This window comes from Marinobacter salarius (assembly GCF_032922745.1).
In the GTDB taxonomy this organism is placed as follows: Bacteria; Pseudomonadota; Gammaproteobacteria; order Pseudomonadales; family Oleiphilaceae; genus Marinobacter.
Window position 1 is genome coordinate 2,839,757 of sequence record NZ_CP136693.1, and the last position, 26,740, is coordinate 2,866,496.

23 protein-coding genes are annotated in these 26,740 nt (G+C 52.3%); 12 read left to right on the top strand and 11 right to left on the bottom strand.

The features are described 5' to 3' along the window. Positions 1-7 precede the first annotated feature (7 nt). The 6 genes from R1T46_RS13065 to R1T46_RS13090 all read left to right on the top strand — a co-directional run bounded on the left by R1T46_RS13065 (position 8) and on the right by R1T46_RS13090 (position 6,580). The gene (locus R1T46_RS13065) at positions 8-925 is read left to right on the top strand and encodes an alpha/beta hydrolase (protein WP_317305709.1); all 918 of its coding nucleotides are present in this window, start codon (positions 8-10) and stop codon (positions 923-925) included. Beyond that, positions 915-1,817: a DUF4892 domain-containing protein gene (locus tag R1T46_RS13070; RefSeq protein WP_317305710.1), complete on the top strand. Its 903-nt coding sequence runs from the start codon at positions 915-917 to the stop codon at positions 1,815-1,817. Before R1T46_RS13065 ends, R1T46_RS13070 begins: the two co-directional genes overlap by 11 nt. Continuing rightward, positions 1,817-3,028: a patatin-like phospholipase family protein gene (locus R1T46_RS13075; protein ID WP_317308312.1), complete on the top strand. Its 1,212-nt coding sequence runs from the start codon at positions 1,817-1,819 to the stop codon at positions 3,026-3,028. Before R1T46_RS13070 ends, R1T46_RS13075 begins: the two co-directional genes overlap by 1 nt. 94 nt (positions 3,029-3,122) lie before the next feature. Beyond that, positions 3,123-4,007 carry a 50S ribosomal protein L3 N(5)-glutamine methyltransferase gene (gene prmB, locus R1T46_RS13080; protein WP_036205478.1) on the top strand — a complete coding sequence of 295 codons (885 nt, stop codon included), beginning with the start codon at positions 3,123-3,125 and terminating at the stop codon, positions 4,005-4,007. A 24-nt stretch (positions 4,008-4,031) separates the two neighbouring features. Next, the gene (gene aroC, locus R1T46_RS13085; RefSeq protein WP_036205479.1) at positions 4,032-5,126 is read left to right on the top strand and encodes a chorismate synthase; all 1,095 of its coding nucleotides are present in this window, start codon (positions 4,032-4,034) and stop codon (positions 5,124-5,126) included. Between the two features lie 695 nt (positions 5,127-5,821). Continuing rightward, positions 5,822-6,580, top strand: coding sequence for a hypothetical protein (locus R1T46_RS13090; RefSeq protein ID WP_317305711.1), 759 nt, complete (start codon positions 5,822-5,824; stop codon positions 6,578-6,580). Positions 6,581-6,954: 374 nt separating this feature from the next. Here R1T46_RS13090 and R1T46_RS13095 read toward each other — a convergent pair whose 3' ends face one another. After that, positions 6,955-8,058 (bottom strand): hypothetical protein, encoded by a 1,104-nt coding sequence (locus tag R1T46_RS13095; protein WP_317305712.1) that lies wholly within the window; start codon positions 8,056-8,058, stop codon positions 6,955-6,957. A 489-nt stretch (positions 8,059-8,547) separates the two neighbouring features. On the opposite strand from R1T46_RS13095, the gene R1T46_RS13100 reads away from it, so the two are divergent. Further along, the gene (locus R1T46_RS13100) at positions 8,548-10,050 is read left to right on the top strand and encodes an alkaline phosphatase D family protein (RefSeq protein ID WP_317305713.1); all 1,503 of its coding nucleotides are present in this window, start codon (positions 8,548-8,550) and stop codon (positions 10,048-10,050) included. A gap of 322 nt (positions 10,051-10,372) precedes the next feature. Here R1T46_RS13100 and R1T46_RS13105 read toward each other — a convergent pair whose 3' ends face one another. The 9 genes from R1T46_RS13105 to R1T46_RS13145 form a co-directional block, all read right to left on the bottom strand. Beyond that, a complete protein-coding gene (locus tag R1T46_RS13105; RefSeq protein ID WP_317305715.1) occupies positions 10,373-11,161 on the bottom strand; it encodes a hypothetical protein in 789 nt (262 codons plus the stop codon). Between the two features lie 402 nt (positions 11,162-11,563). Further along, positions 11,564-12,088, bottom strand: a complete 525-nt coding sequence (locus R1T46_RS13110; protein WP_317305716.1) for a hypothetical protein — start codon at positions 12,086-12,088, stop codon at positions 11,564-11,566. Positions 12,089-12,180: 92 nt separating this feature from the next. Further along, complete coding sequence (locus R1T46_RS13115; protein WP_317305717.1) at positions 12,181-12,753, bottom strand: hypothetical protein; 573 nt, start codon at positions 12,751-12,753, stop codon at positions 12,181-12,183. A 373-nt stretch (positions 12,754-13,126) separates the two neighbouring features. Then, positions 13,127-13,726: a hypothetical protein gene (locus tag R1T46_RS13120; RefSeq protein WP_317305719.1), complete on the bottom strand. Its 600-nt coding sequence runs from the start codon at positions 13,724-13,726 to the stop codon at positions 13,127-13,129. 114 nt (positions 13,727-13,840) lie between these two features. After that, positions 13,841-14,380, bottom strand: coding sequence for a hypothetical protein (locus R1T46_RS13125; RefSeq protein WP_317305721.1), 540 nt, complete (start codon positions 14,378-14,380; stop codon positions 13,841-13,843). Between the two features lie 303 nt (positions 14,381-14,683). Then, the gene (locus R1T46_RS13130; RefSeq protein ID WP_317305723.1) at positions 14,684-15,094 is read right to left on the bottom strand and encodes a TetR family transcriptional regulator; all 411 of its coding nucleotides are present in this window, start codon (positions 15,092-15,094) and stop codon (positions 14,684-14,686) included. Further along, positions 15,078-16,931, bottom strand: a complete 1,854-nt coding sequence (locus R1T46_RS13135) for a tyrosine-type recombinase/integrase (protein ID WP_317305725.1) — start codon at positions 16,929-16,931, stop codon at positions 15,078-15,080. The genes R1T46_RS13130 and R1T46_RS13135 overlap by 17 nt, the downstream gene beginning before the upstream one ends. Next, positions 16,928-18,574, bottom strand: coding sequence for a hypothetical protein (locus tag R1T46_RS13140; protein ID WP_317305726.1), 1,647 nt, complete (start codon positions 18,572-18,574; stop codon positions 16,928-16,930). Before R1T46_RS13140 ends, R1T46_RS13135 begins: the two co-directional genes overlap by 4 nt. Then, a complete protein-coding gene (locus R1T46_RS13145) occupies positions 18,571-19,710 on the bottom strand; it encodes a tyrosine-type recombinase/integrase (RefSeq protein ID WP_317305727.1) in 1,140 nt (379 codons plus the stop codon). The genes R1T46_RS13140 and R1T46_RS13145 overlap by 4 nt, the downstream gene beginning before the upstream one ends. A gap of 103 nt (positions 19,711-19,813) precedes the next feature. On the opposite strand from R1T46_RS13145, the gene R1T46_RS13150 reads away from it, so the two are divergent. Beyond that, positions 19,814-20,953, top strand: coding sequence for an MFS transporter (locus R1T46_RS13150; RefSeq protein WP_051946840.1), 1,140 nt, complete (start codon positions 19,814-19,816; stop codon positions 20,951-20,953). Positions 20,954-20,981: 28 nt separating this feature from the next. Here R1T46_RS13150 and R1T46_RS13155 read toward each other — a convergent pair whose 3' ends face one another. Beyond that, a complete protein-coding gene (locus tag R1T46_RS13155) occupies positions 20,982-21,848 on the bottom strand; it encodes a LysR family transcriptional regulator (RefSeq protein WP_286811172.1) in 867 nt (288 codons plus the stop codon). A gap of 165 nt (positions 21,849-22,013) precedes the next feature. Between R1T46_RS13155 and leuC the strand changes: the two genes are divergently transcribed. From leuC to asd, 4 genes are all read left to right on the top strand, one after another. Beyond that, positions 22,014-23,432: a 3-isopropylmalate dehydratase large subunit gene (leuC, locus tag R1T46_RS13160; protein ID WP_317305728.1), complete on the top strand. Its 1,419-nt coding sequence runs from the start codon at positions 22,014-22,016 to the stop codon at positions 23,430-23,432. Between the two features lie 17 nt (positions 23,433-23,449). Further along, the gene (gene leuD, locus R1T46_RS13165; protein ID WP_317305729.1) at positions 23,450-24,097 is read left to right on the top strand and encodes a 3-isopropylmalate dehydratase small subunit; all 648 of its coding nucleotides are present in this window, start codon (positions 23,450-23,452) and stop codon (positions 24,095-24,097) included. Positions 24,098-24,141: 44 nt separating this feature from the next. Next, positions 24,142-25,215, top strand: coding sequence for a 3-isopropylmalate dehydrogenase (gene leuB, locus R1T46_RS13170; protein WP_317305730.1), 1,074 nt, complete (start codon positions 24,142-24,144; stop codon positions 25,213-25,215). Positions 25,216-25,334: 119 nt separating this feature from the next. Beyond that, the gene (gene asd, locus R1T46_RS13175; RefSeq protein WP_317305731.1) at positions 25,335-26,450 is read left to right on the top strand and encodes an aspartate-semialdehyde dehydrogenase; all 1,116 of its coding nucleotides are present in this window, start codon (positions 25,335-25,337) and stop codon (positions 26,448-26,450) included. Positions 26,451-26,740: the final 290 nt, after the last annotated feature.

Here is a 26,740-nt window from a genome sequence, read left to right on the forward strand (position 1 = left end):
CGCTTCAATGAATGACACCATTCTGGATACCCCGCCTGATACAACAATGACGTGTCGGGAAATCAACTGGTCCCTTAAACACATCGACCTGGCTGGCCTGCACTGGCCCGCTGCCAAAGCCTCGGAAACCTGGCCGGTGCTGATGATCCACGGCTGGCTGGACAACGCCCTCTCTTTTGCCAGATTAGCCCCGGCGTTGTCAGGCAATCGCGATGTCTACTCCCTCGATATGGCCGGGCACGGGCGTTCCGGACACCGACCTGAAGGCCAAGGTTACCAGTTGATGGATTACGTGGCGGACCTGGCGGAACTGGTTGAGACCCACTTCAAAGACTCGCCGGGAGGGCAGGTTGACCTGGTGGGCCATTCACTCGGCGGGATTGTCAGTGTGCTATACGCAGCGGCGTTTCCGGAACGGGTGCACCGGTTGGTCATGATCGACAGCATAGGGCCGATCAGCCGTAAACCGGATGAGGTGATCGAGCAGATGCGCAAGTCAATCATCAAACGAATGACGGGTTCCGGAAAAGCGGTCGTATACCCTGATATAGAGTTGGCAGCCAAGGCTCGGGAAGGCGGTATGATCCCCTTGTCGCCGGAAGCTGCGAGGATGCTGGTGGCGCGTAGCATGAAATCCTCCGGAGAGGGTTTTGTATGGCAAACCGATCCGCGTTTGCGTCACCCTTCGATGATGATGATGGACGAAGCGCAAGTGAGCGCTTGCCTGAAGAAAGTGGTCACGCCAACGCGTTTCCTGCGTGCGACGCAGGGGCTTCTGGCCAGCCGCCCCGAGCTCGATTCACGCTTGGATGCCATCGCGAACCTGGATGTGGTGGCCGTGCCCGGAGGCCACCATTGCCACCTGGACGGGGATGTTGAGCCCGTCATTGATGCAGTCAGAGGCTTTTTAGACGATGCAGAATAAGCGCTTGTCGCAGTCAGTAGTGTGGGTTGCCGCCATGTTCATGGGGTTTTCGACCATGGTGTCGGCGCAAATGCCACCGCCGGAACCGTTTCCGGAGGCGCGCCTTGATCAGGAAATCAGCATCAAGTCGCCGGGGCACCTGGTGTTGTTCAGCCCGGTTCGTGAGGTGAACAACGAGATCCGTTCCGCGTCCATGGCCCGGCTCCCGGTCAAGGGCGTCGGGCAGTTGTATGAAGTCCAGGGTGGCGCCAACCGTGAAGAGGCTCGCGATCACTATCTAAGGGAATTGCAGGCCCGTGGCGCCCAGATATTGTTTGAATGTTCCGGAAGGAATTGCGGGCGCAGTAACGTCTGGGCCAACCAGATTTTCGATCAATCCAGTCTCTATGGGCGGGACAACAATCAGGACTATCTTGTTGCCGGTTCGGTCGATGAGAACGGCCAGCCGTGGCTGACGCTGGTGTATACGGTTACCCGCGCCAACCAGCGTCAGTTTGTCTGGGTTGAGCATTTGGTCGCCCCTCAGGGAACCGATATTCCCGGCATGGGCAACGAAAGCGCCAGAATCAAGGGGCCGGTAATTGTGCCCTGGCAGGGTGGCATCACCTACCGCTTTGAGTGGAGCGGTGCCGACCGGCGCATCATCAATGACTGGGCTGGCGAAGCTGAAGCCCGAGTAGTGCTGACGGCCTATTCCCAGCTCAAGGATAATGAAACCCTGGAAGCGTCTATGGAACGGGCAGAGGCCGCAGCGCAGTCACTTTCTCAGGTATTGGCCAAAAGTGGTGTTTCCGAAAGCCGCCAGATGATCATTACGGTTGGCCCCACGGTTGTGATACCAAATCCCGACCGTCAAGGTGACCGGGTTGAAGTGATGGTGATTACGAAGTGATGGGGATGAACGGGCCATCCGAGACCGAGCTTCAGGATGAAGAGCAGAAGCCAGCAGACGATATCTCTCAGATTGTCACGAGCACCGGTATATCCGCTGCTCAGTCGACGTCCGAGAAAGGCGATCCCCGGCCGACGGCTCCCGGCAAGGGCAAGACCGTAGCGCTGACTCTTGGCAGTGGCGGGGCCAGGGGCTACGCCCATATAGGCGCGATTGAGATATTGGTGGAAAGGGGCTACGACATTGTCGCTATTTCCGGCTGTTCCATGGGAGCCTTGATCGGGGGCGTGTTTGCAGCCGGCAAGATGAAGGATTACAAGGACTGGGTAACCGGTCTGGGTCAGTTCGATGTGCTGAAGCTGCTGGATGTGACTTTTAGCTCCGTCGGCGCCATTCGTGGAGAAAAGATATTCTCCGTGGTGCGGGAAATGATTGGGAATACCCGAATTGAAGACCTTCCGATCGCCTATACGGCTGTGGCGACGGATCTCCTTGCCCATAAGGAAATCTGGTTTCAGGAAGGGCCGCTGGATCAGGCCATCCGGGCGTCGGTTGCCATACCCAGTGTGGTGACGCCTCTGGTGTTGAATGGCCGCGTGCTGGTGGACGGCGCCTTGCTCAATCCACTGCCGATCATTCCGACCATTTCCTCCCATGCCGATATGATTGTGGCCGTAAACCTCAGTGGCGAAGATGACCGCGGGCGGCGATTGCCGGATGCGGCGTTTGCAAACCCTGACGACGATGATACCGAGGAATGGGTCGAAAAAATCCGTGACAAGGCCTCCCGCTGGTTTGACTGGGATGCCCTGAAGACCTTCAGTACCAAGAAAGAGGGTGGTTCGTCGGCTTCACCGGAAGAGAAAATCAGCAAGGCGGTGGCGAAGAACGAGCACAATAAAAAGACGCCCGCGATAAAATCGGAACCGAAGAAACATCAGGATGATCACGAGACGATTGACTGGGATAAGCTGGGTATTGGTAAGTTCGATGTCATGAACCTGACCGTCGAAACCATGCAAAGCGCCTTGGTACAATACAAGATCGCTGGGTATCCACCCGATTTGCTGGTGAACATTCCCAAGAACGCCAGCCGCAGCTATGACTACCACAAGGCACCGGAACTGATTCAGCTTGGACGGGAACGCATGGCCGCCGCGTTGGACAGATATGAAGAGAATCAGAACAGCTCTGGCCCGATGGCGATATGACCTCTAAACCGCAATTGCGGCGGTGGGCTGCAGCCTGTGCCGGAAAGAGCGTATAATTTGGCGCCTTGATCATTTCCGAACAGGACGAGAGTGCGTGAGTAACCCCATTGATGACCTGCATACCGTCAGAGACTACCTGAGGTACGTTTCTTCTCGCTTTGCCGATTCGCCGCTTTATTTTGGCCACGGCACGGACAACGTGTGGGATGAGTCTGTCCAACTGGTTATGCGCAGCCTCCATTTGCCTCTGGAAAACAATACCCTGTTCCTGGATGCGCGGCTGACCCGTGAAGAACGTGCGCTGATCCTCGATCGCATGCAACGCCGTATTGACGACAGGGTTCCTTTGGCTTATCTGTTGGGTGAAGCCTGGTTTATGGGGCTGCCATTTCATGTGGATGAACGCGTGCTGGTACCGCGCTCACCACTGGGAGAGCTGATTCAAGGCGGGTTGCAACCCTGGCTGGGCAACAAACCCGTGGGCAGGATTCTGGACTTGTGCACTGGCAGTGGTTGTATTGGCATTGCAGCCGCGAGCGTATTCGAGGATGCCGAGGTGGACCTTGCGGATATCTCTACCGACGCCCTCGACGTGGCGGCGGTCAACATCGACTACCACGAGGTCGGTGACCGGGTAAGCACGGTACGGTCCGATGTGTTTGATGGGCTTGAAGGTCGATACGATGTCATCCTCAGCAATCCTCCCTATGTGGACGCCGACGACATCGCAGACATGCCGGCGGAGTATGGCCATGAGCCGGAACTTGGCCTTGCTGCCGGGGGAGATGGGCTGGACATCGCTCATCGGATACTCGCGAGGGCAGCCGACTACCTGAACCCCGGCGGCCTCTTGATTGTTGAGGTCGGGAATAGCTGGGTGGCGTTGCAGGAAGCCTATCCGGATATGCCGTTTACCTGGCTGGAATTTGAGAATGGCGGCGACGGTGTGTTTCTGTTGACTGCTGAAGACCTACATTAAATACCCTGGATAAGATACTGAATCATGTCGGGAAATAGCTTCGGAAAATTGTTTACGGTGACCAGCTTTGGTGAGAGCCACGGGGCTGCGCTCGGGTGCATTATTGATGGTTGCCCTCCGGGGCTTGAGCTGTCCGAGGCTGATATGCAGCGGGATCTGGACCGCCGTAAGCCCGGCACTTCGCGTCATACCACCCAGCGCCGGGAAGCGGACGAAGTGAAGATCCTCTCGGGGGTGTTCGAAGGCAAGACCACCGGCACCCCCATCGGGCTGGTGATCGAGAATACCGATCAGCGCTCAAAGGATTATTCGAAGATCGCGGAGCAGTTCCGTCCTGCCCACGCCGACTATACCTACATGCACAAGTACGGTGTTCGGGATTATCGGGGTGGAGGTCGATCTTCTGCGCGCGAGACAGCGATGCGGGTCGCCGCCGGTGCCGTCGCGCGGAAGTTTCTGGAGCAGCGTCTTGGCATCACGATCCGGGGATATCTCTCCCAGTTGGGACCAATCCGCATTGAGAAGATCGATTGGGATCAGGTTCACCAGAATCCGTTTTTCTGCCCGGATGCCGATAAGGTGCCGGAGATGGAAGCCTATATGGATGCCCTGCGCAAAGAGGGCAATTCCATCGGTGCGCGTATCAATGTGGTCGCGGAGGGCGTTCCTCCCGGCTTGGGTGAGCCGATTTTCGATCGACTGGACGCGGACCTGGCTCATGCGTTGATGAGCATTAACGCGGTGAAGGGCGTTGAGATTGGTGCCGGCTTTGGGTGTGTTGACCAGAAAGGCACGGAGCACCGGGATGAGTTAACCCCGGAAGGGTTCCTGTCGAACCATGCTGGTGGTGTTCTCGGCGGCATTTCGTCGGGGCAGCCGATCCTGGCCAGTATTGCGTTGAAACCGACGTCCAGTTTGCGGTTGCCGGGGCGGAGCATTGATGTTCACGGTGATCCCGTGGAGGTGATTACCACGGGGCGGCATGATCCCTGTGTGGGCATTCGTGCGACGCCGATTGCGGAGGCGATGATGGCCATTGTGTTGATGGATCATTATCTGCGCCATCGTGGTCAGAATGGGGATGTCTCGGTCTCTACCCCGAACATAGGCCAACTCTGACCCCAGCCGCATACACCGGTAGGTCGGATTAGGCGAAGCCGTAATCCGACATTTATCAGATCGTATCAACTCGACTGATAGTACGGTGCACACCACAGCAAGCAAGGCCTCTCAAAACTCGCCGCAAGTACGTCCATGTAGGCTCGGTCGGGCCATCCCTGGCCCTCCACGGTTTTGAGAGGCCCTGCTTGCTGTGGCGGTCGGTCTTCTGTGATATCTCATGGTTTTAGTACTCCAGTAACATGTAACATTTTCTCAAGTGCCTGTTTTTACGAGAAATCAGTAAAGTGACACTTTTTGGTGTTTTCCGAGTAATTTTGAGCTCATTGTAACCTTTCAAGATTCAGGAATCGCGTTGAATATCGTGGGACGGCAGGAGGTTGCCAAACAACTTTTAGGTGGCTGTTCATACCCGGCAGGGGGAAAATTCTCCAAGAGCTTAAACGCGTTCGTAAGGGTCGCAAAGCGAACGTTCAGGGGCCAGTCCTCAGGCCTCTTTTTGAGGGGCGGGAGTGTCATGCGTATTGGGGCAAGTCCACTAGTAATACCTATTCTCCGAGCATTAACTCCAAACCTCTTAAATCAGCATCCTTCAATCCGTCGCAAACATTGGCTGCTCATGGCAATTCCTCCTATGCTCTAATCTGAACTTCACAGAAAGTTATGGTCATATTTTTGAGGGTTAAGGAGGACTTATGCTTGATCAGATAGTAGATTTGCTCAACGACGAAGGGTTGCCCTTGAATTTGCTGTCTGAAGCTATAGGTATATTAGTCACCATTGTGATAATCACGCCTTTAGTTTCCTGGGTTGTTTCAATGAAAAGGAATATCGAGATTCGGAATGAACGTATAAAAATGTGTCCACACCTTAAGAGTGCTTATGAGCCAATTCATGAATCTCTGATGGCTGTTGAAAATAGTGGTGATTCTGATTTTATTGAAGCAGGGTTTGAAGCTGTTAGGCGTAAACTAGCTGGTGAGATGCCTGATGGCCCATATAACCCATCATATGAATTGGCTTTAGGAAATCCTCACCACATATTTAGCACAATAAAAAATAGAGTGGATACACAGATTAAATATATCGATTCGCTGATAAGTCTATTCTCACCTCATTTTCGTACGACAGATGCCTACTCTGCCATGACATATCTAGATGCTCTTCGAGATCCTTCTAGAGAATTGAATATTATTCTGCAAAAAATGCAATGGTTACGTTCGGCAGCAGAGTCGTTTGAAAAATTTGGTGAGCATTTAACCTCAGTAGACGAATCCGAAGAAACTGGTGGCGAAGATGGTGTAGAAATGAGAGAAGAACTAATGAACAATATGCGAGAAAATATCACCAATGAAGTCAACGACATTTTTAGTATGTACAAATCACTCGATAACAGGGCGCAGGCTTGCCAAAAAGCTCTTGATGAACTCATCCTTCAGTTGGAGAAACGCTAAAACTATAAAGCAGCTAACAAACACATCCATCCAATCCAAAAACCGCTCTACGCTTTTTGGCCGGCTGATGTGAGGCGTTTAAGCGACGAATGTGATCTTTGGAGCACTATCTAGGCTATCCTGAGTAGCCCATTTCGGCGCGGCAAAAAGATCCGCTTTCCAATGGAAGCGTAGATCTTTAAAAAGAGGTTACTAATTTTCGCTTTTGTTTAGAGTTTGGGAAGCTCGGCCTGGTCGCAAAGCGAACATTCACATCACGCCGAAATTGGACGCAAAGCGGGCATTCAGATCAGTAGTTAAACGCCCAGCATAGGCTACAAATTTCAAGGTATGCTGCGCCGAGGAAGCCGCCAAGCCTCTCGTCGTCCGAGTTCTTATTGGGCTAACAGCTTTTCGACCTGCATTAAATGTGCGATTCCGTTCTTTTCGAGAATTTGGTCAACGAAAAACCGTTCATACCCTGATTTTTTTATTTTTTTATTTAATCCTATCAATTTTAAGACAACTCCAAGTCCTTCCAATGCAAAATTAAAAGACGAATTAATGCCGTTCTCTTGCGTCAACCTATTAATAAACTTCAAAAACTCCTCACTTGCAGAAAGATTAGCCAATATATTTCCTTCTTTGACTTTAAGGCCATAGTCTTCCGCGTTTTTTATGAACTTTTCTCTGGCAATTAAAAACTCCGTCAGGACTTGCTCCTGGCTTTCTAAACCTGAAAGTCTACTCAAATACTGATGGAAGACCCTCATTCCATTTATACCATAAGCCTTCGACCGGATATCGTTAACAATTTTTGCTAACTCATCCCAAGACTTTTCATTGGGATCATATATCAAATTACCAACCAAAACCGCAAAAGGTTGTGGTGAAAGCAAATCAATCCCATTAAAAGATTCGAAGCTAGTTTTGTCTGAAGAGTCGATTAGTATGTCACCGTCTGGTTCCAAAATAGGCTCGACGCTGAAACCTAGTTTGTTCAGCAAATCAGATAAAACCAATACGCATAAATTCTTTACGCATCTCACACCTCTGCTATCAATATAGGTATCTCCGAAAATAGCTATTGGCTCATCATCGTCGAATAATATTTTTGCTGTAATTTTCAGCCAATCCTCATGACTTGACCATTGCCAGAAATGCGGCTTTCCAACTTTTAGCCTGTAAAGTATATCAGTGCTATTTTTTAATTCGTGTTTGTCGAATCCAGTGCTCGAAAATTTAGAGATCACCGATATCAGAGCATCTGTGAAACGGACTGCTAGATTATTTTGTTCCGGGGTATCCCAAAGTGAGATCAAGTGCTGATCGATTACTGGAAAGCCGTCACCTGGCAAAAAAACCGATTTGCTTGAACAGAATAGAGACTTTCCGCTTGAGTTGTGTATACAGATACATCGCTCAAAGTAAAGAGGACTAAGTTTGTTTGGCTGATAGCAAACAGCTATCCTCTTTGTTTTATCTAGTGATATTTTCATTTTGTTGTCACCAAAACCAATTCAAAAGCCCGACCCGCATTAGAAGAGACAACCGCCGCAACCGCTAAAGCAAATAGTTAGTGGCGCCCAATCGGGGCATCCGATTAACGACGCTAAGCCGGTTTTTTATCTCCCACGCGCCCAGACGTTCTTTACCAATGATTAGAGAATAGAAGGGTCTGTCATGAGAAGCCAACTGTCGCACAAGCTCTCTCGTTGCCCCGAGAATCGAGTACATTTCTTTTTGCGTTAGTTGGTCGCCAAGATTGCCGTCCTCTTCCGTGATAGACCTCATGATTTGGTAACGCAGTCCACGGGCTTCCGCGTCAGAATCAGCATGCCAGACGTCTTCAAGAAATTTGTGGCGTGAAATTTTGGCCGTAAGCTGAAAATGGTTGGAGTAATGAAACGCTAAAGCTTGCACTGTTCCAGCTTGTTGGGCACATTTAATTGAAGCGCAACAATTGTGATCACGGAGGAACACCTCTTATGGCGTCTGTAAAAGAAATAGAACTGGGCCCGATCGTTGGCCATACCACTGTATGCTCCGCCCGGCTCTGGGGCGCCATATCTCCTGATACGGCTGAGAACCTTAATAGCGATAGCGAAAAATTCAACGTTGGCGTTCTTCGCTGGTGGCCTGAAGGTGAACCTGAAAATGCTTTGATAGCGCGCTTTCGATTTAACGGAAACTTCCATTATTCAGGAGCGCTCGAACTGAGCAAGCTGGATCGATCTCCATGCTATGAGTATCAGATGGGTTACGTTGAGGATGAACGCTGCCTCGATGAATTAGAGCAACTGGTGTGGGATGACGTCGTTGTGAGACGGTTTAATACCGCACCCGACAGGCAGGAGATTCTGCATTTTGCCATGGGATCGTGCATGTACCCCAAGTTCATGGCTTTTCGGCGGAGGAACGAAAAACCGCTCTCCCGACTCGACAAAAGAACAGACAAAATTTTCAAGGCGGTTTACCAGAGACATGAGCAAACACCGCTGGATTTCATTCTTCTCCTGGGGGATCAGATTTACGCCGATGCACTCGGCCCCCTCTGGCCAGCAACAAGCGAAGAAAAGTTTCAGCACATTTACAGCAAGGCATTTTCGCAGCCACATTTCAGTAAAGCAGCCAGTCATATTCCGCTATACATGGCGTTCGACGATCATGAAGTTCACAACGACTTCACCGAAGGGCTTGATGAATACAGTCGTAAGCATCCTGAACGTACCGACAATGCCATGAATGCGCTCTACGCGCATCAGCTGATCTACACCCCGGTCTTCGACAAGGTTGTGCCTGAAAACGAATATGTTGCCTACATCAAGGGCCAAGGTGACCATGAGCTTCCTACGCGGCACTGGTATGACATTGATCGCGGTTTCGCCCGGTTTTTCATTTGTGACACTCGGGCACAAAGAGAGCCAAACAAAATGCTCGACAACGAGCAGTTTGGGGCTCTTCTCGAATGGTTGAAAAAGGACCCAGAGAAAATCAAATTCGTGGCCAGCGGCACAACGGTCATTGTCGATGCAGACACTCCAGGCAACGGAAAGCCTGATAACTGGGCCCGTGCGAAACATCAGCGACAGCAACTAATCGATTGTATCGTCGGAGAAGGTATAAAAAATGTGTTTTTTCTGTCTGGAGACGTTCATGCCCATTTTGCGGCCCAACTGACGGTTAACGGTGAGCCTTATCCCGTCTACCAGCTCGTCTCTTCTGGCATTTTCTGGCCGACTCTCTGGCCGATCAGCAGTTTTAAGTGGAAAGAGGAGTGGGTGGATTTTGAAAACATATCCGGAACAGCGCCGGACAAAGCCTACGGACTCAAAGGACCTTTGAAGGATCAGGACTCTAAGAAGGGCTATTTCGAAGGCAACGGGATGGCGTTCGTCAAACTGGATTCAGACCAGTTGCAGTTTACTGTCGTTAACAGAGCTGACTTTCAGGAAATCTTAAAAGTCAGCTTCGATCTACGACTGCGCTAGACTCGGATGGCTCTCAGTAATCGATAAGGCATATGTTGCCGGAGCGCCGGACAAACATTGGCTGATCAAAAACTTGAAACTCAAATACCAATCAAAGCCCAGCCCTGTTATCTGTCGATTGGTCATGCCACCATAATGTGGCTGGAAATTGTCACCATAACTTGTCCGCGCTGGTCGCAAAGCGGACATTCAACTGGCCAGATTTTGAGTCCCGGAATGGATCGGTGATCTACGGCGGTCTCGCCGACGAGCGCCGTCGGGCAATGAATCTACTAGTCTCAGCACGGGGTAGATCGGCCAAGCAAAGTCCTGAGAGATAGGTCTACAGCCTTTTCAACGCTCTCAGGTAGAGTTCGAAATTATAAGAACCGCACCTGACACCGGCAGCGCCTATACTATTCTCGCCGGGCCAAACGAAATTTGTGACATCGCCTGATGGGCCGTATTGACTGCAATCTGAAGCCGCCCAATATCGAACACTGGTTCCAGGATCAACAAAGAGATTTGAGATGGTTCTTGGCGCATCAAGGGTTTGTGCCTTCTCGAGGGAGTAATCCACATCTCGATTATCGAGATCGTAATAAAACTCATCCCCTACCCGGAATAGCGAATACCACTCTGGAATGGTAGGCACCCGTGCGTTCGCGTCATTTGCCAGTCCAAGAGCGCCAGCACCACCGAGATAGTTCACTCTATTAGGCTCTCCATCGCAGCTTTGTGTGCTGTCGTTCCAGGTTTGTCCGCTAACGCATCGGTCCCATTCGAGTCGGTTGACCTCATCGATGATTGACGCACCTCCATTCGTCACGGTGTACCGCGGCGTGACGATTATTTCGTTGCTTGGTTGAGATTCAATGCCGTTCTCGATCTTGGTGAGCCGGAAAAAATACACAGGTTTCAATGAGGGAACGGTCACTGTGACTGGCGGGGTAGCGTCTTGGATTAAGTTTGCCCCCTCATAAACGCCGTAGTTGCCAACCATTTCAACGCTTTCCTGAGCGTAATACAGGTTGTAGGTGGCTCCTCGGTCGCTCCAGTCAAGAGTGATGTCAGTCGATACATAGCTTGCAGACAATTCTGGATCAGAGCCGAAAGCGATGACTGGTTCCAAATCATCTCCTCCAGATGACCCACCGCACGCAGCTAAAATTGGCAAGCACAAGAACACTAGATTTCGGAAATTTATTTTTATTACTCCGGTACCAGCCATAAATAACTCCAAACAACATTGCGAGGGGACCTTTTACAAAACTGAGTTCAGGTAATACCTGATGCAGGAAAACCTTCCTCGCAGTTGCAAATTTCTATTAAGGCCTAGTGTATTTATTTGCAGCGCCTGACGCTAACCATATGGCAGTCATGTTATTGAAATCCCCATTTGGTCGAAGTTTAAAAATATCCTTCGGCCATTAAAACGGTCGCAAATCGGACGTTTGGCTTGGACGATAACGCAGAGCTTTGGAGGCCCAAAACGGTGGGAAAATTGTGCGCCAACAGCCTATTGTTAGCTTTTTTACGGCCAACCATATGTCTCGTCAAACCCTGAATCATTCCGAAGATCCGATATCAGCTCTTCTACAAGCTCGTAGTCTGACGGATACACCAGTTTCATTTTTCCACTTGCCTTCTCGTGCTCTGATTTTCTTAATGGCGCCTGATACTTAGATGCCCAATGCACGAACATAGTGAGCCGCTCAAGAAGGTCGCGTTGAGATTCGGTGAGATCCATATCCAACTTCCATGCAACATCTGAAAGGTCATGCGCAATTTTGTGGAAATGCTTCGGGTCCAACCGGTCTTTGGAAAGATCCGGCTTAGACTTGAATACAAAAGCGCCTTTCAAGGCATTTTCAGCGGATAGGCCAAGAAGTAGCATGGCGCCCTTCATTGCCCCTACTCGACGATAATTATCATGCTCGCTCTGAATCGGTTCTCGATCTGAAAAAACTTCGTAGAGTGCCTTGGAAGCTTCATACATCTCCCACGATTGCCTAAACCAGCTCTCGGGCGTCGACACGCTTTCTTCGAACTCGATCATAGGATCTCCCTGGTTGTAGAGCTAACGCCAGTGGCAATGGGCGACAACGGATAGCAGCGCAGTTGGTCCCGTTGACCACCTAGTTAAACAGGTCAGGACTTTTGCTCCACTTTCTGCATGAATGCTCCAAAGGCCTCATGAGCAGATGATGACGTAGTGTCGGAGAACACTCCCTCAACAAAACTGCGACGCAAGTCCAACCTGACTCCTACTTGCGATGCCTCTAATATGCGTGTGATGAAATCCCTGCTGACAAGGTACCGTTTTGAGGAAACATTACCTCCGGGTACATAAACAGTTGAATACACTCCCGGCTCATAATCGATATTTGTGAGCTCCTCGAGAGCTTTAAAACTCACCACTTCTCCGTCGACATTGAAATGGAGTGACTCGCCACGAGCAAAGCTGTGCGCTCCGTCCACGAACGCCTCAAGAACAATATCGTCGTTTTCCATGGTTGATCGCCAGAGTAGGGAAAGTTTCAAGTCACTACCGCTAAAACCGTCGTTATCTCTATAAACAAAAGCAGGTTCCATGCTTAATTGAGTAGATCCGTCAAAACTGGATTTTTCCTCTGAAATATAGCCCGGCATACCGGGCATTGATGCACAGCCCGACAACACGGCCAGTAAAAATGTGACCAATAAAAATTGTTGATTCCTCACAGAGAGTCCTCTCTTTATAACGTTTAACTCCTGCCAGCATACGCGGCTACGGAATGGAGACGAAGCCGCAATGCAGTACGCGTCGCTTTGCCAGACCTTGATACTGATTGAGCCTTCTCCCCAGTCCCAGCGGTTGCCCGCTAAGCTGGAAGGCGACCAAGCAATACAAGGGTGCCCCTGACCGACCGATGGAACGACCGGTCAGGCTGTGGCCTAAAGCCACATAAGAGAGCCCCGATATGTGTTTGCTGTAAGTGCCTGACAGCTCCGCGAGACTGACGAAGCAGGCGTTCTTGCTCATGGATTTAGGTTGGCCGCTGGCGCGGCCAAAAAAATGACTATTGCCTATTGAATCCGAGAAGGCTCATATGGGTTATCTTTCTTTAAGGTCACCTAGCTGAGTAATCAGGTCGGCTACCTGATACTCCTTCGGGTTGGACACTGCCTCTTTAACCAAGGCAAGGAATTGTTTGTGGGCCTCTTTAGAACCGTGCTTTTTCAATGTTTGTTCAATAGTCTTCCGAAATGAATCAAAATTAAGCTCTGATTCTCTCTGCTGCTCCAGCATACCTTTTTCCCAAGAAAGGGCTGATGCCACTTGGTAAACAGCTGCATCATAGAACTTTTTCTCTTTCTTCAACTGGCCAGCCATCGAGCCGTAGATCTGGCTTTGGTCTACTGCGACCATTTCTTCTGATGGCGCTTGCCCATCTAATCCATCTGTCAGAGCTCGGTTGTATTCCGACCACGCCTCGTCCGATCTTCCTGCTTCATAGAGATATTTTGGCAATCGAAGATAGAAGTTAGCACCATAGGACACCCCCTCAGACTTGGCGTTTTTATATGCTTGCCTCAGGGCTTCAACCGCGCCATCCCACTCCCCAGCTTTTTTCAACTGCGTGGCTTCTTTGAAAAGCTCACCGCTTGTCTTGTTCGCGACCTTAGAGCCAAATATTTTTCCGAGAAGTCCCATGAATACTCCGAATGTTGGTTGCGACTGCGGTGAAAAGATAATGCCGCTCAGCACGCGCGGCTACGGAATGGAGGCGCAGCCGCGATGTAGTAGACGTCGCCATGCCTGGCCTTGTTATACATTTTTTGAAAAGTGCTCCCAAACCGCCGAGCGCCACTCACTCAAATAAGGCAAGCAATTGACCAACAATAAGTCATTTTCTCCACAGAAGTCAGCAAGCAGCTCTGATAATGGATAATCGGCCGAATCCCTACTATGAAGAATGGTGTCTACTGTTTTTTGTGATTTATCCTGAAGTTCCAAAAGCCAAGAATGCCATTCAGGTTCATGCTTCCAGTAGTTGGCCGCCGAGTGGACTAATTTTGCTACCGCGACCCCATTTGTGCTTTTGGGCCCTAATTCTCTAGCGAGGCCAGGGTCAATTTTCACGTCACGTAGAATGTCGAACAGGTATCTCTGCATTGCACAGAAACCCACACCGATTAGGTATTCTCCTTTGTCACACAAACAGTCTATATTCCACACATCAGACTGTTTTATTCGTGCGTTTGTTCTAACCAAGGAGACATCAATGGAGCTCAACAGCTCCGCGAGGTAAGAAAATTCTGCATCCGCAAATTTCATTTGCTCACCATCACGAAGCACAAAGAACACTGCGGACTCCTCAGAATGTATAACAGCAATTGGCAGCGCGTTTTGTCATTTCAGAAATTCGACTGCGTCATGATTACTGACTTTGAACCATCAATCGCGCGGTACATGAATCAAAAAAATATAGCTTAGCCGAGCATGGCCATCTCTGCCATGTGATCATTCAGCGTCTGCAATTTGCCCCGCCAATCACACTGGATGAAATGGCTGTGATTAGTTTGGAGACTCCGGAGGAGAGCCCTGACTCGAATGTTCGCTTTTGTTTAAAAGTGGAAGAAAAAGGTTCCGGCCAAAATCTGTATAGCACTACTCACTCGACTTCCCCCTAAAAACTGTAACGTTTTTACTGTCCAAGATTGCCGAGAGTCGGCGGTTTTCGAGCTCAAGAGTCGCGTTTTTTGAAGCAAGTTCGTTGCGCTGCTCGGTCAGTTCCACGATCTTTTCTCGTAGCTGACGATTCTTAAAACGCTCTTCTTTGAGTTTCTCGTGCTTCTCATCACGTTGCCACTGGATCGCCTTGTTGGCATTGCCCCGGATGCGCTCCATCAAGTCTGGGTAGTCTTTGTGGATCAAGGCTCGACTGACTCCGGCCTCTTCGGCAACAGCGGCCACCGAGACTTTCCTGCCCTTCTCAACGACCTTGGGCTGGCCTTTTTCCAATCGAACAATGGCCAGCCGAATACGCTTGTGAGTGTCTGATTCAGATGGCTTCGACATCAATCACTTGCTCCTTGAGGCGATTGATGTCTACACCGAGATCCGTCAAAACCCTTTCGCAGCGTTCCATGGTGCGCTCGACGGTCTTTGAGCCCGAGTCATCCAGATCGTCGATCTGTTGAAGCTCGATCTGTTGCAGGTAAAGCCCTTCCCAGAACGGTTTATGGCTGTCATCAATACAGCCATGCTCACAGCCCTCGCATTGGCCACCCGCACAGTCCACGCCGGTATCGTTGGTGCACCAAGCGATACCGGTGGACCGCAGGTACACCAGCTCGCTGATAGCCTCAATCATCTCTTTCCGGTCTTTGTAGGTACGCACTTCTTCCGAGCGGCTCCGCATTTGGCGAATATGACCGGCCATGCCACCTGAAAGCGGCGTATCAGGCTCCAACCAGTGACCGACAATGGCCTGACGCTTGCCGTCAAAAGCAGCGTAGATTTCGTCGTAGAGCTCAAGATCCTGGGCCTCGTTCATTGCGTACAGGATGGTCATATCCAGGCTCCAGTGCTTGAAGTGATCCCTTAAATACCGCAGATCGCCCAACTTGTGATGGACAACGTAGTTGGCAAAGGTGCGACGGAACTGATGGGGGGCGAGTTTCCAGTCCATCCCGAGGTTCTTCGCAAACTTCCTAACCCTATGAATCAGAGCGGCACCACTGAGCAAAGTGATCCTATTTTGCTTTGCGCTTGACCTGGTTAGCCCGATGCAACCAGAACAGCTCTGTAAACGCGTCATTTCCTCGTAATCTTCGAAGACTTCGGCCTCCTTCAGAGCCTGCTCAAGCCCAGTCTGTAGGGGTTCCGACAGCCGTTCCAATACTCTCACTGCCTGAATGGCGATCTCGGGACATAACCAAGAGGTTTCGCCCGCATAGGTTTTGTCTGAGCGTGAGCCGAGGAAGTAGAACCGCTCGCCATCTCGAACTTCGCTGTACCACTGATCCCGCCTGATATTGCCGAGTTCATGAGCCCGGATACCTGTCGTAGTCAGAATAATCACGAAACAGCCGTCACGCAGGTCGCATAGTGCCTTGGTCAGTGCACGTAGCCCCTGATCCCAACCTCGGGTTTTCAGGAAGCTAGTCTTCTCTGTGGCTTGATCCGTTCGATTTTCGGAGGAAGGCTGGAAGTCAGCCAGAGCGCACTGATGCTGCAATATGTCTTCAGCTCGACTGAGTAGATATTCGGCGTGTTGAAACAGAGGCCGTAAAATATCATCTGGAATAATGTCGGTCTTGGATTGGCTTGATTTCTTGTGCCCCGACAGCGCAATAGCAGAGCTCTCGGGCCATGGATGATCAAAAGTGCTTGGGGTATCCCTGAGGAATTGCCAGCATCGTTCAACAGCCGATAGCCTGGTCCACTTTGTCTTACTCTCAAACGGCTTTCCAGACTTCTTAACCGAGGTAGCACTGTGGATGTATTGCACATAGCGAGCTGCGACGAGAGGCGTGACCTTCGCCAGGCTGCTGATGTTTTGATCGTTTAACCAGTTCAGCCATGGAACCAACGCATTGAAAGCGTTTTTGATGGAGTTGTTGCTCAGAGAGACCTCCCTCCAGATCAACCGTGCCATGATAATTTTGGCCTCGAATCGCAGTTGCTCCCCGGTTATTCGAGTAAAGTCCAACTTTCGTACGCTGTCTCTTACAGAGCCTGGAGTGTTGGATTTGGGCAACCACCACACTGGATCTTCGTACCGAGAAAGCACGTACAGCACCTTACCGGCTCGATCCGTGGTAATGATGCCGTGTAGCCCTTCACCACGGGGCAGAGCCCGTAGCAAACGTTCACGGTCGGCCAGTACCTCTGCGCCGGCAATCTCGATCATATCGCCATCCTCGCCATGCTCAGGTCCCGCCAGAACGGATGCGGCTGGTGTTTGGCCCTCTCCCGCTGTTTGCTCACAAAAACTGCATCAAAGTGTGGCGCAATCTCTTCGTCGATAAGTCGAACGACTTGCTTGAGGTATTTGGCCCAGCGCTTGCCACCAAAAGTGTCGTAATTGCGCAGGGCTGCCCAGTAGAAGCTGAACAGGCGATAAAGGTCATCGCCAGTCACCACAAAGCTCTTGCATCGGAAGCAGCCCAAGTAGTCTTGACAGGGCTCTCCGTCTTTCGGGGCGCGGTGCCCTCGGCGAACATTCTGACAGGACGCGACGGGGGTTCGATCGCTGGCAATGATCGTCGGCGTGCTGAGCAATTCTTCCACTCGGGCCTCGCCCAAAAAACGCATGTTGGTTTCCGCTTCCGGTGGTGCCTCCCAGTAATGGGCATTGCCAGTTTCCACGGCATGCCGTCCTGTTCTGGCCGTCATCAGAGGGTCTTGGCCCGACATTTCCCAAATGCGGTTCAGCAGCGTCTGACGCAGCCGGCTGACATTCAACGTGAGCGGCTTGCCATCGTCCGTTTGAAGCTGATGCTGGTCAACGAATGCGTTGATGCTGTAATTCAATACGGAGCTCGTCAGTCGGCATGGTTTGTCCACGTACTTGCCGCGAGCTCCCTTGTAGACCAGCAGCCGATTTGGGTCATCGAACTGGGCGCGTGTCGTGGCGTTCCTCGTAACGATCAGATCAATAGCATCGGCGGCATAGAGATGGATACTGGCCATCTCAGGCACTTCCTCAGACTTTCTCAGTGCGACAACGTGCGTGGCGTTACCGCGACGTTTAAAGCTCACTAGCAGCCGCAGGTTGGATTTGAGCGGGTGAGGCTGCACGCAGTCTGTGGTCAGCTCCAGAATGGGCGTCAGGTTCATTCCGGTAGACAGCGCAATGGACAAGACGCATACGGCCAAATCGTATCTACTCAGTGGCTCCGATTGAGCCACAATACGCTCCATGTCTTTGCGCAGCGCCTTTACCAGAAAGCGTTTTTCATTCTTGCTGAGCGCCTTCTGACCCTTTGCTCGCTTGTTGGAATTCGGGAAGGGATTAGCAGGCCAGACCGTTTTCCTATCCACTTCCGGCCAGAACCCGAATCGATGACAGGCTACGAGCAGAGCTTTGGTACTAGCAAAATGGGCTTTTTGCGCACCGTATTTGAGGGGCTCGTTTCTCAGGTACTGGAGAAATTGGGTGATGCTGTCGGCGCTAAGATCCGCCATAGTAAGGCGTTCGCTACTGGCTGTGTGAAGCAACGACAGGAAGGGCGCAAAGGAGCGAAAACCAGTTCTCCAGTAACCCGCAATCGTACTTACACTAAGGATTTTCCCCCTAGTTTTGACGCTCTCAGCGACCAGCTTTTCGATGGTGCATTGGCAGGCCGCCGCAATGTCGTCATATCCCTGACCGTAAAATGGCCCGAAATCAGCGGTTCTTATGCTAGTGGTATTCTCGGGAAAAGCGACGACGGTGTTTGCCGGTTTTGAGGGTCGCGCTTGATCGATGGTGGTGGTTGTCGCCTCAGTCGCAGTTTCGCCAGCCTCCTGAACACCACTCTCATGTCCCTCTAACGTGAAATCCTTTTTCATGCGCAGGCCGCCTCCTTCGCCGTTTCCTCAATTTCTTCCTGATAACTGGTGCGCAGGTCGTCTTCGATATGGTCGAGAAAATGCAGGTATTTTTCCGTCGTCGTGATGCTGCTGTGGCCGAGACGATCTCGGACATAGATCAAGGGATTGAAAGTCGTGCTCTTTCGGGACATCAACGATTTCAGGGTGTGCGTCGCGTAGGTATGACGCAGGATGTGGGGATGGCAGGCGAACGACAGCTTCAATCGGTTCAGTTGATTGTTAAGCGAGGTTCGAAAGCTCCAGGGGGTGCCCTTGGCGGTTACAAAGAGGGTTTTTGAGTCTCTCCCGTGTTTTCGGATCGTTTCGTGACGCTCGTGAATGACGTAATCCCAGAGATCCGCCATCAATGATATCGGCACATGGATCGTCCGTGGTTTGTCTCCCTTGGTGCTCATCTCTTGGGGATCAAGCTCAACCACCACATGACTTCGAGCCAAGATCGACTGGGGCGCAGATATGTAGTGAACTGGAATTGTCAGCAGCTCCTCTTTACGCAAACCCGTCAGCAACGCCAACCGAACGATCAGTCGGAGCGTTTTGTTCTTGATGGTTTTCAGCAGCTCATCGACCTGCTCTTTGTTGAGGACTTTGATCTTGGTTGGCGTGGTTTTCAAAAGCACATCAGGCTTTACGGCATACCCCCCGGACGTGTCTGTGTGTGCTAGGAAACCCTTTGTCTGTCTGACTCTCACCGTTTCAAGGTCATACGGCAACGTGCTTACCCAACCTTGTTTGAGGGCAAACTGATAAAACTTGATCACCAGATGAAGTCGTCGGTTTACCGTAGAGACGCTGAGGTTAAATCGATCAAAAGAAACGTCGCGATACAGGGCTAGCAGGGTTTCGTGATTTCGGTGATCAAGCTCTTTCCAATCAAAACCATTGGCTTCAATGAACTCGAAATAATCACACAGATCCCTTCCAAACGTTTCCCAACTACGTCGGCTTTGCACACTTCCACGTTTCAAGCAGTGATGAACGAGAAATTCCATTCCTTCAACAAAAACATCATGATTGGCTTTGAGAAGAATCGGGAAACCTTCATAGGAATGGCCCCTGATTTCAAACTCTGGCGTAGCAAGAAGGAACTCCACCCTCGGATCTCCAATACTGTAATTTTATTCAGTATAAAGGAGTGGTTTAAGACTACAACAGGAGGGTTACATTATCTGTGGTACAAAACATTGGAGAATTCCTATCTACTGGCGACTATCCAACCTCTACTTCTGGTTTTTCGCTCTCCTCGGCGGTTTGCTGCCGTATTGGTCCCTGTATCTGGAAGGCCGGGGCTTTTCCTACCTTGAGATCGCCACGCTGATGGCGACGATTCAATTGACCAAGATTGTGGCGCCCAGTGTGTGGGGATGGCTGGGGGATCGGACCGGGCAACGGGTGCGGTTGGTTCGGTTTGGTGCCATTACGGGGTCGCTGTTCTTTGCCGGCGTGTTCATGGAGCCGGGGTTCTATGGGCTGTTGCTGGTCATGCTGGCGTTTACGTTCTTCTGGAACGCGATTTTGCCGCTATATGAAGTGATCACGTTGCGGTCGCTGGGAACGCAACGTGAAAAATACGGCAAGGTGCGGTTATGGGGGTCGGTAGGGTTTATTGGCGCGGTGGCGCTGGTGGGCGGGATTCTTGAGCTGATTCCGATCACTCTGTTGCCGTGGCTGTTGTTGCCGGTGTTTGCGGGGATTGCAGTGTCGGCGTTTCTGGTGCCGTCGGAGCGGGGAGAGCGTAAGCCGCCGGCGCCCAAGGGTAGTCTGAAGGCGATTGTGACTCACCCGGCGGTTGTGACGTTCTTTCTGATGAACTTTCTGCTGCAGGTGTCCCACGGGGCGTACTACACGTTTTTCAGTATTCACCTGGAGCAGCACGGGTACGGTAAGTTGGCGATTGGGTTGTTGTGGTCGCTAGGGGTGCTTGCGGAGATTGGGTTGTTCCTGGTGATGCATCGGTTGACCCGCAATTTCACCGTGCGGCAGATTGCGATTGCGGCACTGGCGCTAACGATGATTCGCTGGGTGTTGATCGCGGAAGTGACGGATGTGGTGGCGGTGCTGATTTTCGCGCAGTTGCTGCATGCGGCCTCTTACGGCGCTCTGCACGCTATTTCGGTGCAGTACATTCAGGGTTTCTTCGGGCAGCATCATCACGGCCAGGGGCAGGCGCTCTACAGTGGGTTGACCTTTGGTGCCGGTGGCGCACTGGGGGCGTGGTTGTCGGGGTTTCTGGTGGACGGTTTCAGTACCTCGGCCGCGTTCTGGGGCGGGGCGGCGGCTATGGCCATCGCCATTGTCATCACTTGGCGGGGCCTGAGGCCGCCGCCCGAGCATTGATTGGTGTTGCTGTGGTGTTTAGCGGGTTTTATTGAAGATCTGCTGCGATATCCAGCAGTGCCTGAGCCTGAGGGCTCAACGATCGGCCTTTCAGCCCTACACCGCCGAGAATGCGGCTCACGGAGTGGGGCACAGAAAGCACCGTGAGCGAGGCGTCGACCATACTCACCGGCAGCACGCTCCACCCAAGCCCGACGCTGGCCATCATCTTGATGGTTTCCAGGTAGTTGGTGGGCATCTGGATTTTCAGGGGCAGGCTCGCATCGAGAAACAGTCGGCTGATGGATCGGTAGGTGGCGGTGCCAGCTTCGGGGAGTAGGGCGTCATACCGGGACAGATCCCCGAGCCCCGGGTTGTCCAGCGAGGCCAGTGGATGTTCCGGCGACACCACGAATGCCATGGCATCTTCCCAGCGCACGTGCACATCGAATGCCTGGTCCATGCTCTCGCTCAGGGTCACGAACGCGAGCTCTGCTGTACGTTTACGCATCTGCCCGAAGGCACTTTCAGAATCCATGAACTGCAGTTCCAGAGACACCTCCGGATAATCCCGGTTCAGCCGCCGTAACCAGGCAGGGAGGTGATGCAGTCCGATGTGGTGGCTGGCGATCACTGATAGCTGTCCTGAAACCGATCCCTCTCGGTCCGACAGCGCCTGTCGGGCATTGTGCACTTCGTCCAGAATTCGCCGGGCATGGGGTAGAAGGCGTGCCCCTGCGTCCGTCAATCGGACCTGTCTGTTACTCCGGTCGATCAGCTTCGTTCCCAACTGGTTCTCCAGCGCTGCCAGGCGTTTGCTGATTGCGGGCTGAGTCAGGTGCAGCAGTTCCGCGGCTTCGGAGAATGACTCCTGGTCGACAATGGTGAGGAACGCTTTCAGGGAATTTGCATCCATTGTGGTTGAATCCGTAACTGCAGCTTTTGGTGGAGGTCCCACCAAATCCTAATATGCCACATAGGAATGCACAACATAAAAAACATGAATTGAGGTTATTCAAGGCTTGGCGTTAAAATAGAACCATACTGAAAAAACAGAAACCCCCAGAGAGTGAGAGAGAACATGGCGGGCAAGACCTTATACGACAAATTGTGGGACGACCATCTCGTCAAACAGCGGGATGACGGTTCCGCGTTGATCTACATCGACCGGCACCTGCTGCACGAAGTCACCTCGCCGCAGGCCTTTGAAGGCCTTCGCCTGGCCGGGCGTAAGCCCTGGCGGCTGGACGCCAACCTGGCGACGCCGGACCACAACGTACCCACCACCGACCGTGCCCGAGGCATTGAAGGCATTGTTGACCCGGTATCCCGGATTCAGGTGGAAACTCTGGACAAGAACTGCGACGAGTTCGGCATCCTGGAATTCAAGATCAAGGACCAACGCCAGGGCATCGTGCATGTAATCGGGCCAGAGCAGGGCGCGACACTGCCTGGCATGAGCATTGTCTGTGGTGACTCCCATACCTCCACCCACGGTGCATTCGGCTGTCTGGCCCACGGTATTGGCACGTCAGAGGTGGAACACGTGCTGGCCACCCAGTGCCTGGTTCAGCAGAAAATGAAAAACATGCTGGTGAAGGTGAATGGCAAGCTTGGGCCCGGGGTGACCGGGAAAGACGTTGTCCTCGCCATCATCGGCAAGATTGGCACTGCTGGCGGTACGGGCTGTGCCATTGAGTTTGGCGGCGAGGCGATTCGTGGCCTCTCGATGGAAGCCCGAATGACCATCTGCAACATGTCCATCGAGGCCGGTGCGCGGGTGGGCATGGTCGCGGTTGACCAGACCACCATTGATTACGTCAAAGATCGCCCGTTTGCGCCTAAGGGCGAGATGCGCGAGCAAGCCATTGAATACTGGAAGGCGTTGCACAGCGATGACGATGCAGTGTTCGACAAGGTTGTTGAGCTCGACGGTTCCGAAATCATGCCGCAGGTGAGCTGGGGGACGTCTCCCGAGATGGTCGCCGGCGTTGGCGGCAATGTGCCGGACCCGGATGCGGAAGCCGATCCCATCAAGCGTGAGGGGATTGTCCGTTCCTTGAAGTACATGGGCCTGAAGCCCAACATGCCGATCACTGAGATCAAGCTGGATCGCGTGTTTATTGGCTCCTGTACCAACAGCCGTATTGAGGACCTTCGTGAAGCAGCGGCGGTCGTGAAGGGGCGGAAGGTGTCGTCATCACTCAAGCAGGCGATGGTTGTGCCCGGTTCTGGCCTGGTGAAAGTTCAGGCGGAACAGGAAGGGCTGGACAAGATCTTTATTGAAGCCGGTCTTGAGTGGCGTGATCCGGGCTGCTCCATGTGTCTGGCCATGAACGCCGACAAGCTGGGGCAGGGAGAGCACTGTGCCTCCACCTCCAATCGTAACTTCGAGGGCCGCCAGGGCTTCGGCGGGCGTACCCATCTGGTTAGCCCGGCCATGGCAGCGGCGGCGGCGATCAACGGCCACTTTGTTGATGTCCGCGAGATGATGAACTGATCCACCGGAGACACACCATGCGAGCATTAAAGCAACACCAGGGTATTGTTGCCCCCATGGACCGGTCCAATGTGGATACGGACATGATCATTCCCAAACAGTTTCTGAAATCCATTAAGCGCACCGGCTTCGGGCCGAACCTGTTTGACGAACTGCGTTACATGGATGAGGGCAAGCCGGACCAGGACTGCTCACAGCGGCCTATCAATCCTGATTTCATGCTTAATCAGGATCGCTACAAGAACGCCAGCGTGCTTTTGGCGCGGCGCAACTTTGGCTGTGGCTCCAGCCGCGAGCACGCCCCCTGGGCGCTTGAGGATTTTGGGTTCCACGTTATCATTGCGCCCAGTTTCGCTGATATTTTTTATAACAATTGCTTTAAGAATGGCTTGTTGCCGATTGTTTTGGAAGAAGAAACTGTAAATAAGTTGTTTCATGAAACTGAGGCAGAAGAGGGCTATCAACTGGCGATAGATCTCGAAGCCAAAACCGTTACCACGCCGTCCGGCGAATCGTTCAGCTTTGAGGTCGATGATTTTCGTCGACATTGCCTGCTGAACGGCCTGGACGATATTGGTGTCACGCTTGAAGATGCGGAGGTCATAAAGGCCTACGAAGCGTCGAGACGCGAAACTGCACCCTGGTTATTTGATGCCGGTCGCTGATCCGTCCTGCATTATCACAACGAATCGACCTTCAAGGAATCACTATGTCCCGTTCTATCCTGATGCTCCCTGGCGATGGCATTGGCCCGGAAATTGTTGCCGAAGCGGAAAAGGTTCTGCATAAGATAAACGAGCAATTCGGTCTGGAACTGCACTTCGAGTCCGCCCTGGTTGGCGGTGCCGCCATCGACGAAACGGATACGCCGCTTCCGGACGATACCCTGGACAAGGCTCGTAAGGCGGACGCGATTCTGCTGGGCGCAGTGGGCGGCCCCAAGTGGGATAAGCGCCCCATGGCCAGTCGTCCTGAAAAAGGACTGCTTGGGCTGCGCTCCAACCTTGAGTTGTTCGCCAATCTGCGCCCGGCCATTCTGTACCCCCAGCTTGCTTCTGCGTCTTCGCTGAAACCAGAGGTGGTCTCGGGCCTCGATATCATGATTGTGCGGGAGTTAACCGGCGGCATCTACTTTGGCCAGCCACGGGGCGTCCGCGAACTGGAAAGCGGGGAGCGTCAGGGCTACAACACGTACGCCTATACGGAATCGGAAATTCGTCGTATTGGTCGTGTCGCCTTTGAAGCGGCCCAGCAGCGTGGCAAAAAGCTCTGCTCTGTCGACAAGGCGAACGTGCTGGAAGTGACTGTTCTGTGGCGGGAAATCATGGAAGACCTGCGTCGTGAATACCCGGATGTTGAGCTCTCTCATATGTACGTGGATAACGCCGCCATGCAACTGGTTAAGGCGCCCAAGCAATTTGATGTGATTGTGACTGGCAACATGTTTGGTGATATTCTTTCTGACGAAGCGGCTATGCTGACGGGTTCGATTGGGATGTTGCCCTCTGCGTCTCTGAACTCTGAGAAGCAGGGTATGTACGAGCCCTGTCATGGGTCTGCACCCGATATTGCGGGTAAAGGCATAGCTAATCCGCTGGCTACTATCCTCAGTGGCGCAATGATGTTGCGGTACAGTCTTGGCGAGGATAATGCCGCCGAGGCGATAGAGGCGGCGGTCAGCAAAGTGCTGGATCAGGGCTTGAGAACAGCGGATATCATGTCTGCTGACGGCCGGAAAGTATCGACCCGAGAGATGGGCGATGCCGTTCTGGCGGCACTCTGAGGCCGGCAAGTTTTTGAGACCCGACGGCAGCGCGATGCGGTTGTCGCGGGATCATCCATCCTGTCCCTGCCAGCGATACAGGTAGCGGGCGGGCATAAAACGAGGTTCAAAGGTCGCACATGAAGCGAGTTGGACTTATTGGCTGGCGCGGTATGGTGGGCTCTGTCCTCATGCAGCGCATGCGTGAAGAAAACGATTTTGCAGATATCGAACCGATCTTCTTTACCACCTCCCAGGCTGGAAAACCGGCACCGGACGTAGGCAAAGAGGGTGTGCCTGCGCTGCAGGATGCCTTCGATATCGATACCCTGAAAACGCTGGATGTGGTGGTTACCTGCCAGGGCGGGGATTACACCGGTGCCGTGTACCAGAAACTCCGTGATGCCGGATGGCAGGGGTACTGGATTGACGCCGCTTCCACGCTGCGGATGGTCGATCATTCCGTCATCGTTCTCGACCCGGTCAACCGCAACGTGATTGACGATGCGCTGGCAAAGGGTGTGAAGGACTATGTTGGTGGTAACTGTACTGTCAGCCTGATGATGCTGGCCCTTGGTGGCTTGCTGGAGCAGGACCTGATTGAATGGGTATCTCCCATGACCTATCAGGCGGCATCAGGTTCTGGTGCACAGAACATGCGGGAACTGCTCAATCAGATGGGTGAGCTGAAGGGCAGCGTGAGTGATGGGTTGGCAGATCCGTCTTCGGCTATCCTCGATATTGATCGCAAGGTAACCGAAACCATGCGTTCGGACGGTTTTCCCACCGAGCACTTCGAAGTGCCGCTGGCAGGCAGCCTGATTCCGTTTATCGACAAGCAACTTGATAACGGCATGAGCAAGGAAGAATGGAAAGCGGGCGTCGAGACCAACAAGATTCTCGGTCGCAGCAGCAACCCGATCCCCATCGATGGCATCTGCGTTCGTATCGGTGCCATGCGTTCTCACAGCCAGGCCTTGACCATTAAATTGAAGAAGGACCTTCCGGTTTCCGAGATTGAGTCCATCCTGGCGAAAGCCAACGACTGGGTGAAGGTGATTCCCAATGAGCGCGATGCCACTCTTAGGGAACTTACCCCGGCGAAGGTCACGGGTACTTTGAGTGTTCCTATCGGCCGTATCCGGAAGCTGACCATGGGACCTGAGTATATCTCAGCGTTCACGGTCGGTGACCAGTTGCTGTGGGGCGCCGCGGAACCGCTTAGGCGGATGCTTCGCATACTGCAGGAGCAGTAACTTAGTCCCACAGTGGGCAAGATTATGCCAACTGTGTCCGGTTTCAGAGAACCGGCTGGGGGCGGAGGCTGAAATACGCCTCCGCCCCTGTTATTTTCAGAAGGGTTTTTGCACATGTTTGGGGTCTTGTGGTCTAGACTTTGGCCATTCAGGGATACTGGATCATCGTTCGGTAACAATATGTTCCCGATCATTTATGAAAAAATGGTGCAAGGACTGCGGCTGATTGATTGATAAAAGAGGTTTTATCAACAATACTTGCCGGGCTGTATATTAAAAACTTTACATAA

What these genes read in the sequence shown, in the direction of transcription:
- R1T46_RS13065 (WP_317305709.1), top strand. Translation starts at nt 8, where the DNA reads ATGAATGACACCATTCTGGATACCCCGCCTGATACAACAATGACGTGT.
- R1T46_RS13070 (WP_317305710.1), top strand. Translation starts at nt 915, where the DNA reads ATGCAGAATAAGCGCTTGTCGCAGTCAGTAGTGTGGGTTGCCGCCATG.
- R1T46_RS13075 (WP_317308312.1), top strand. Translation starts at nt 1,817, where the DNA reads ATGGGGATGAACGGGCCATCCGAGACCGAGCTTCAGGATGAAGAGCAG.
- aroC (WP_036205479.1), top strand. Translation starts at nt 4,032, where the DNA reads ATGTCGGGAAATAGCTTCGGAAAATTGTTTACGGTGACCAGCTTTGGT.
- R1T46_RS13090 (WP_317305711.1), top strand. Translation starts at nt 5,822, where the DNA reads ATGCTTGATCAGATAGTAGATTTGCTCAACGACGAAGGGTTGCCCTTG.
- R1T46_RS13095 (WP_317305712.1), bottom strand. Translation starts at nt 8,058, where the DNA reads ATGAAAATATCACTAGATAAAACAAAGAGGATAGCTGTTTGCTATCAG.
- R1T46_RS13100 (WP_317305713.1), top strand. Translation starts at nt 8,548, where the DNA reads ATGGCGTCTGTAAAAGAAATAGAACTGGGCCCGATCGTTGGCCATACC.
- R1T46_RS13110 (WP_317305716.1), bottom strand. Translation starts at nt 12,088, where the DNA reads ATGATCGAGTTCGAAGAAAGCGTGTCGACGCCCGAGAGCTGGTTTAGG.
- R1T46_RS13120 (WP_317305719.1), bottom strand. Translation starts at nt 13,726, where the DNA reads ATGGGACTTCTCGGAAAAATATTTGGCTCTAAGGTCGCGAACAAGACA.
- R1T46_RS13130 (WP_317305723.1), bottom strand. Translation starts at nt 15,094, where the DNA reads ATGTCGAAGCCATCTGAATCAGACACTCACAAGCGTATTCGGCTGGCC.
- R1T46_RS13135 (WP_317305725.1), bottom strand. Translation starts at nt 16,931, where the DNA reads ATGATCGAGATTGCCGGCGCAGAGGTACTGGCCGACCGTGAACGTTTG.
- R1T46_RS13140 (WP_317305726.1), bottom strand. Translation starts at nt 18,574, where the DNA reads ATGAAAAAGGATTTCACGTTAGAGGGACATGAGAGTGGTGTTCAGGAG.
- R1T46_RS13155 (WP_286811172.1), bottom strand. Translation starts at nt 21,848, where the DNA reads ATGGATGCAAATTCCCTGAAAGCGTTCCTCACCATTGTCGACCAGGAG.
- leuC (WP_317305728.1), top strand. Translation starts at nt 22,014, where the DNA reads ATGGCGGGCAAGACCTTATACGACAAATTGTGGGACGACCATCTCGTC.
- leuD (WP_317305729.1), top strand. Translation starts at nt 23,450, where the DNA reads ATGCGAGCATTAAAGCAACACCAGGGTATTGTTGCCCCCATGGACCGG.
- leuB (WP_317305730.1), top strand. Translation starts at nt 24,142, where the DNA reads ATGTCCCGTTCTATCCTGATGCTCCCTGGCGATGGCATTGGCCCGGAA.
- asd (WP_317305731.1), top strand. Translation starts at nt 25,335, where the DNA reads ATGAAGCGAGTTGGACTTATTGGCTGGCGCGGTATGGTGGGCTCTGTC.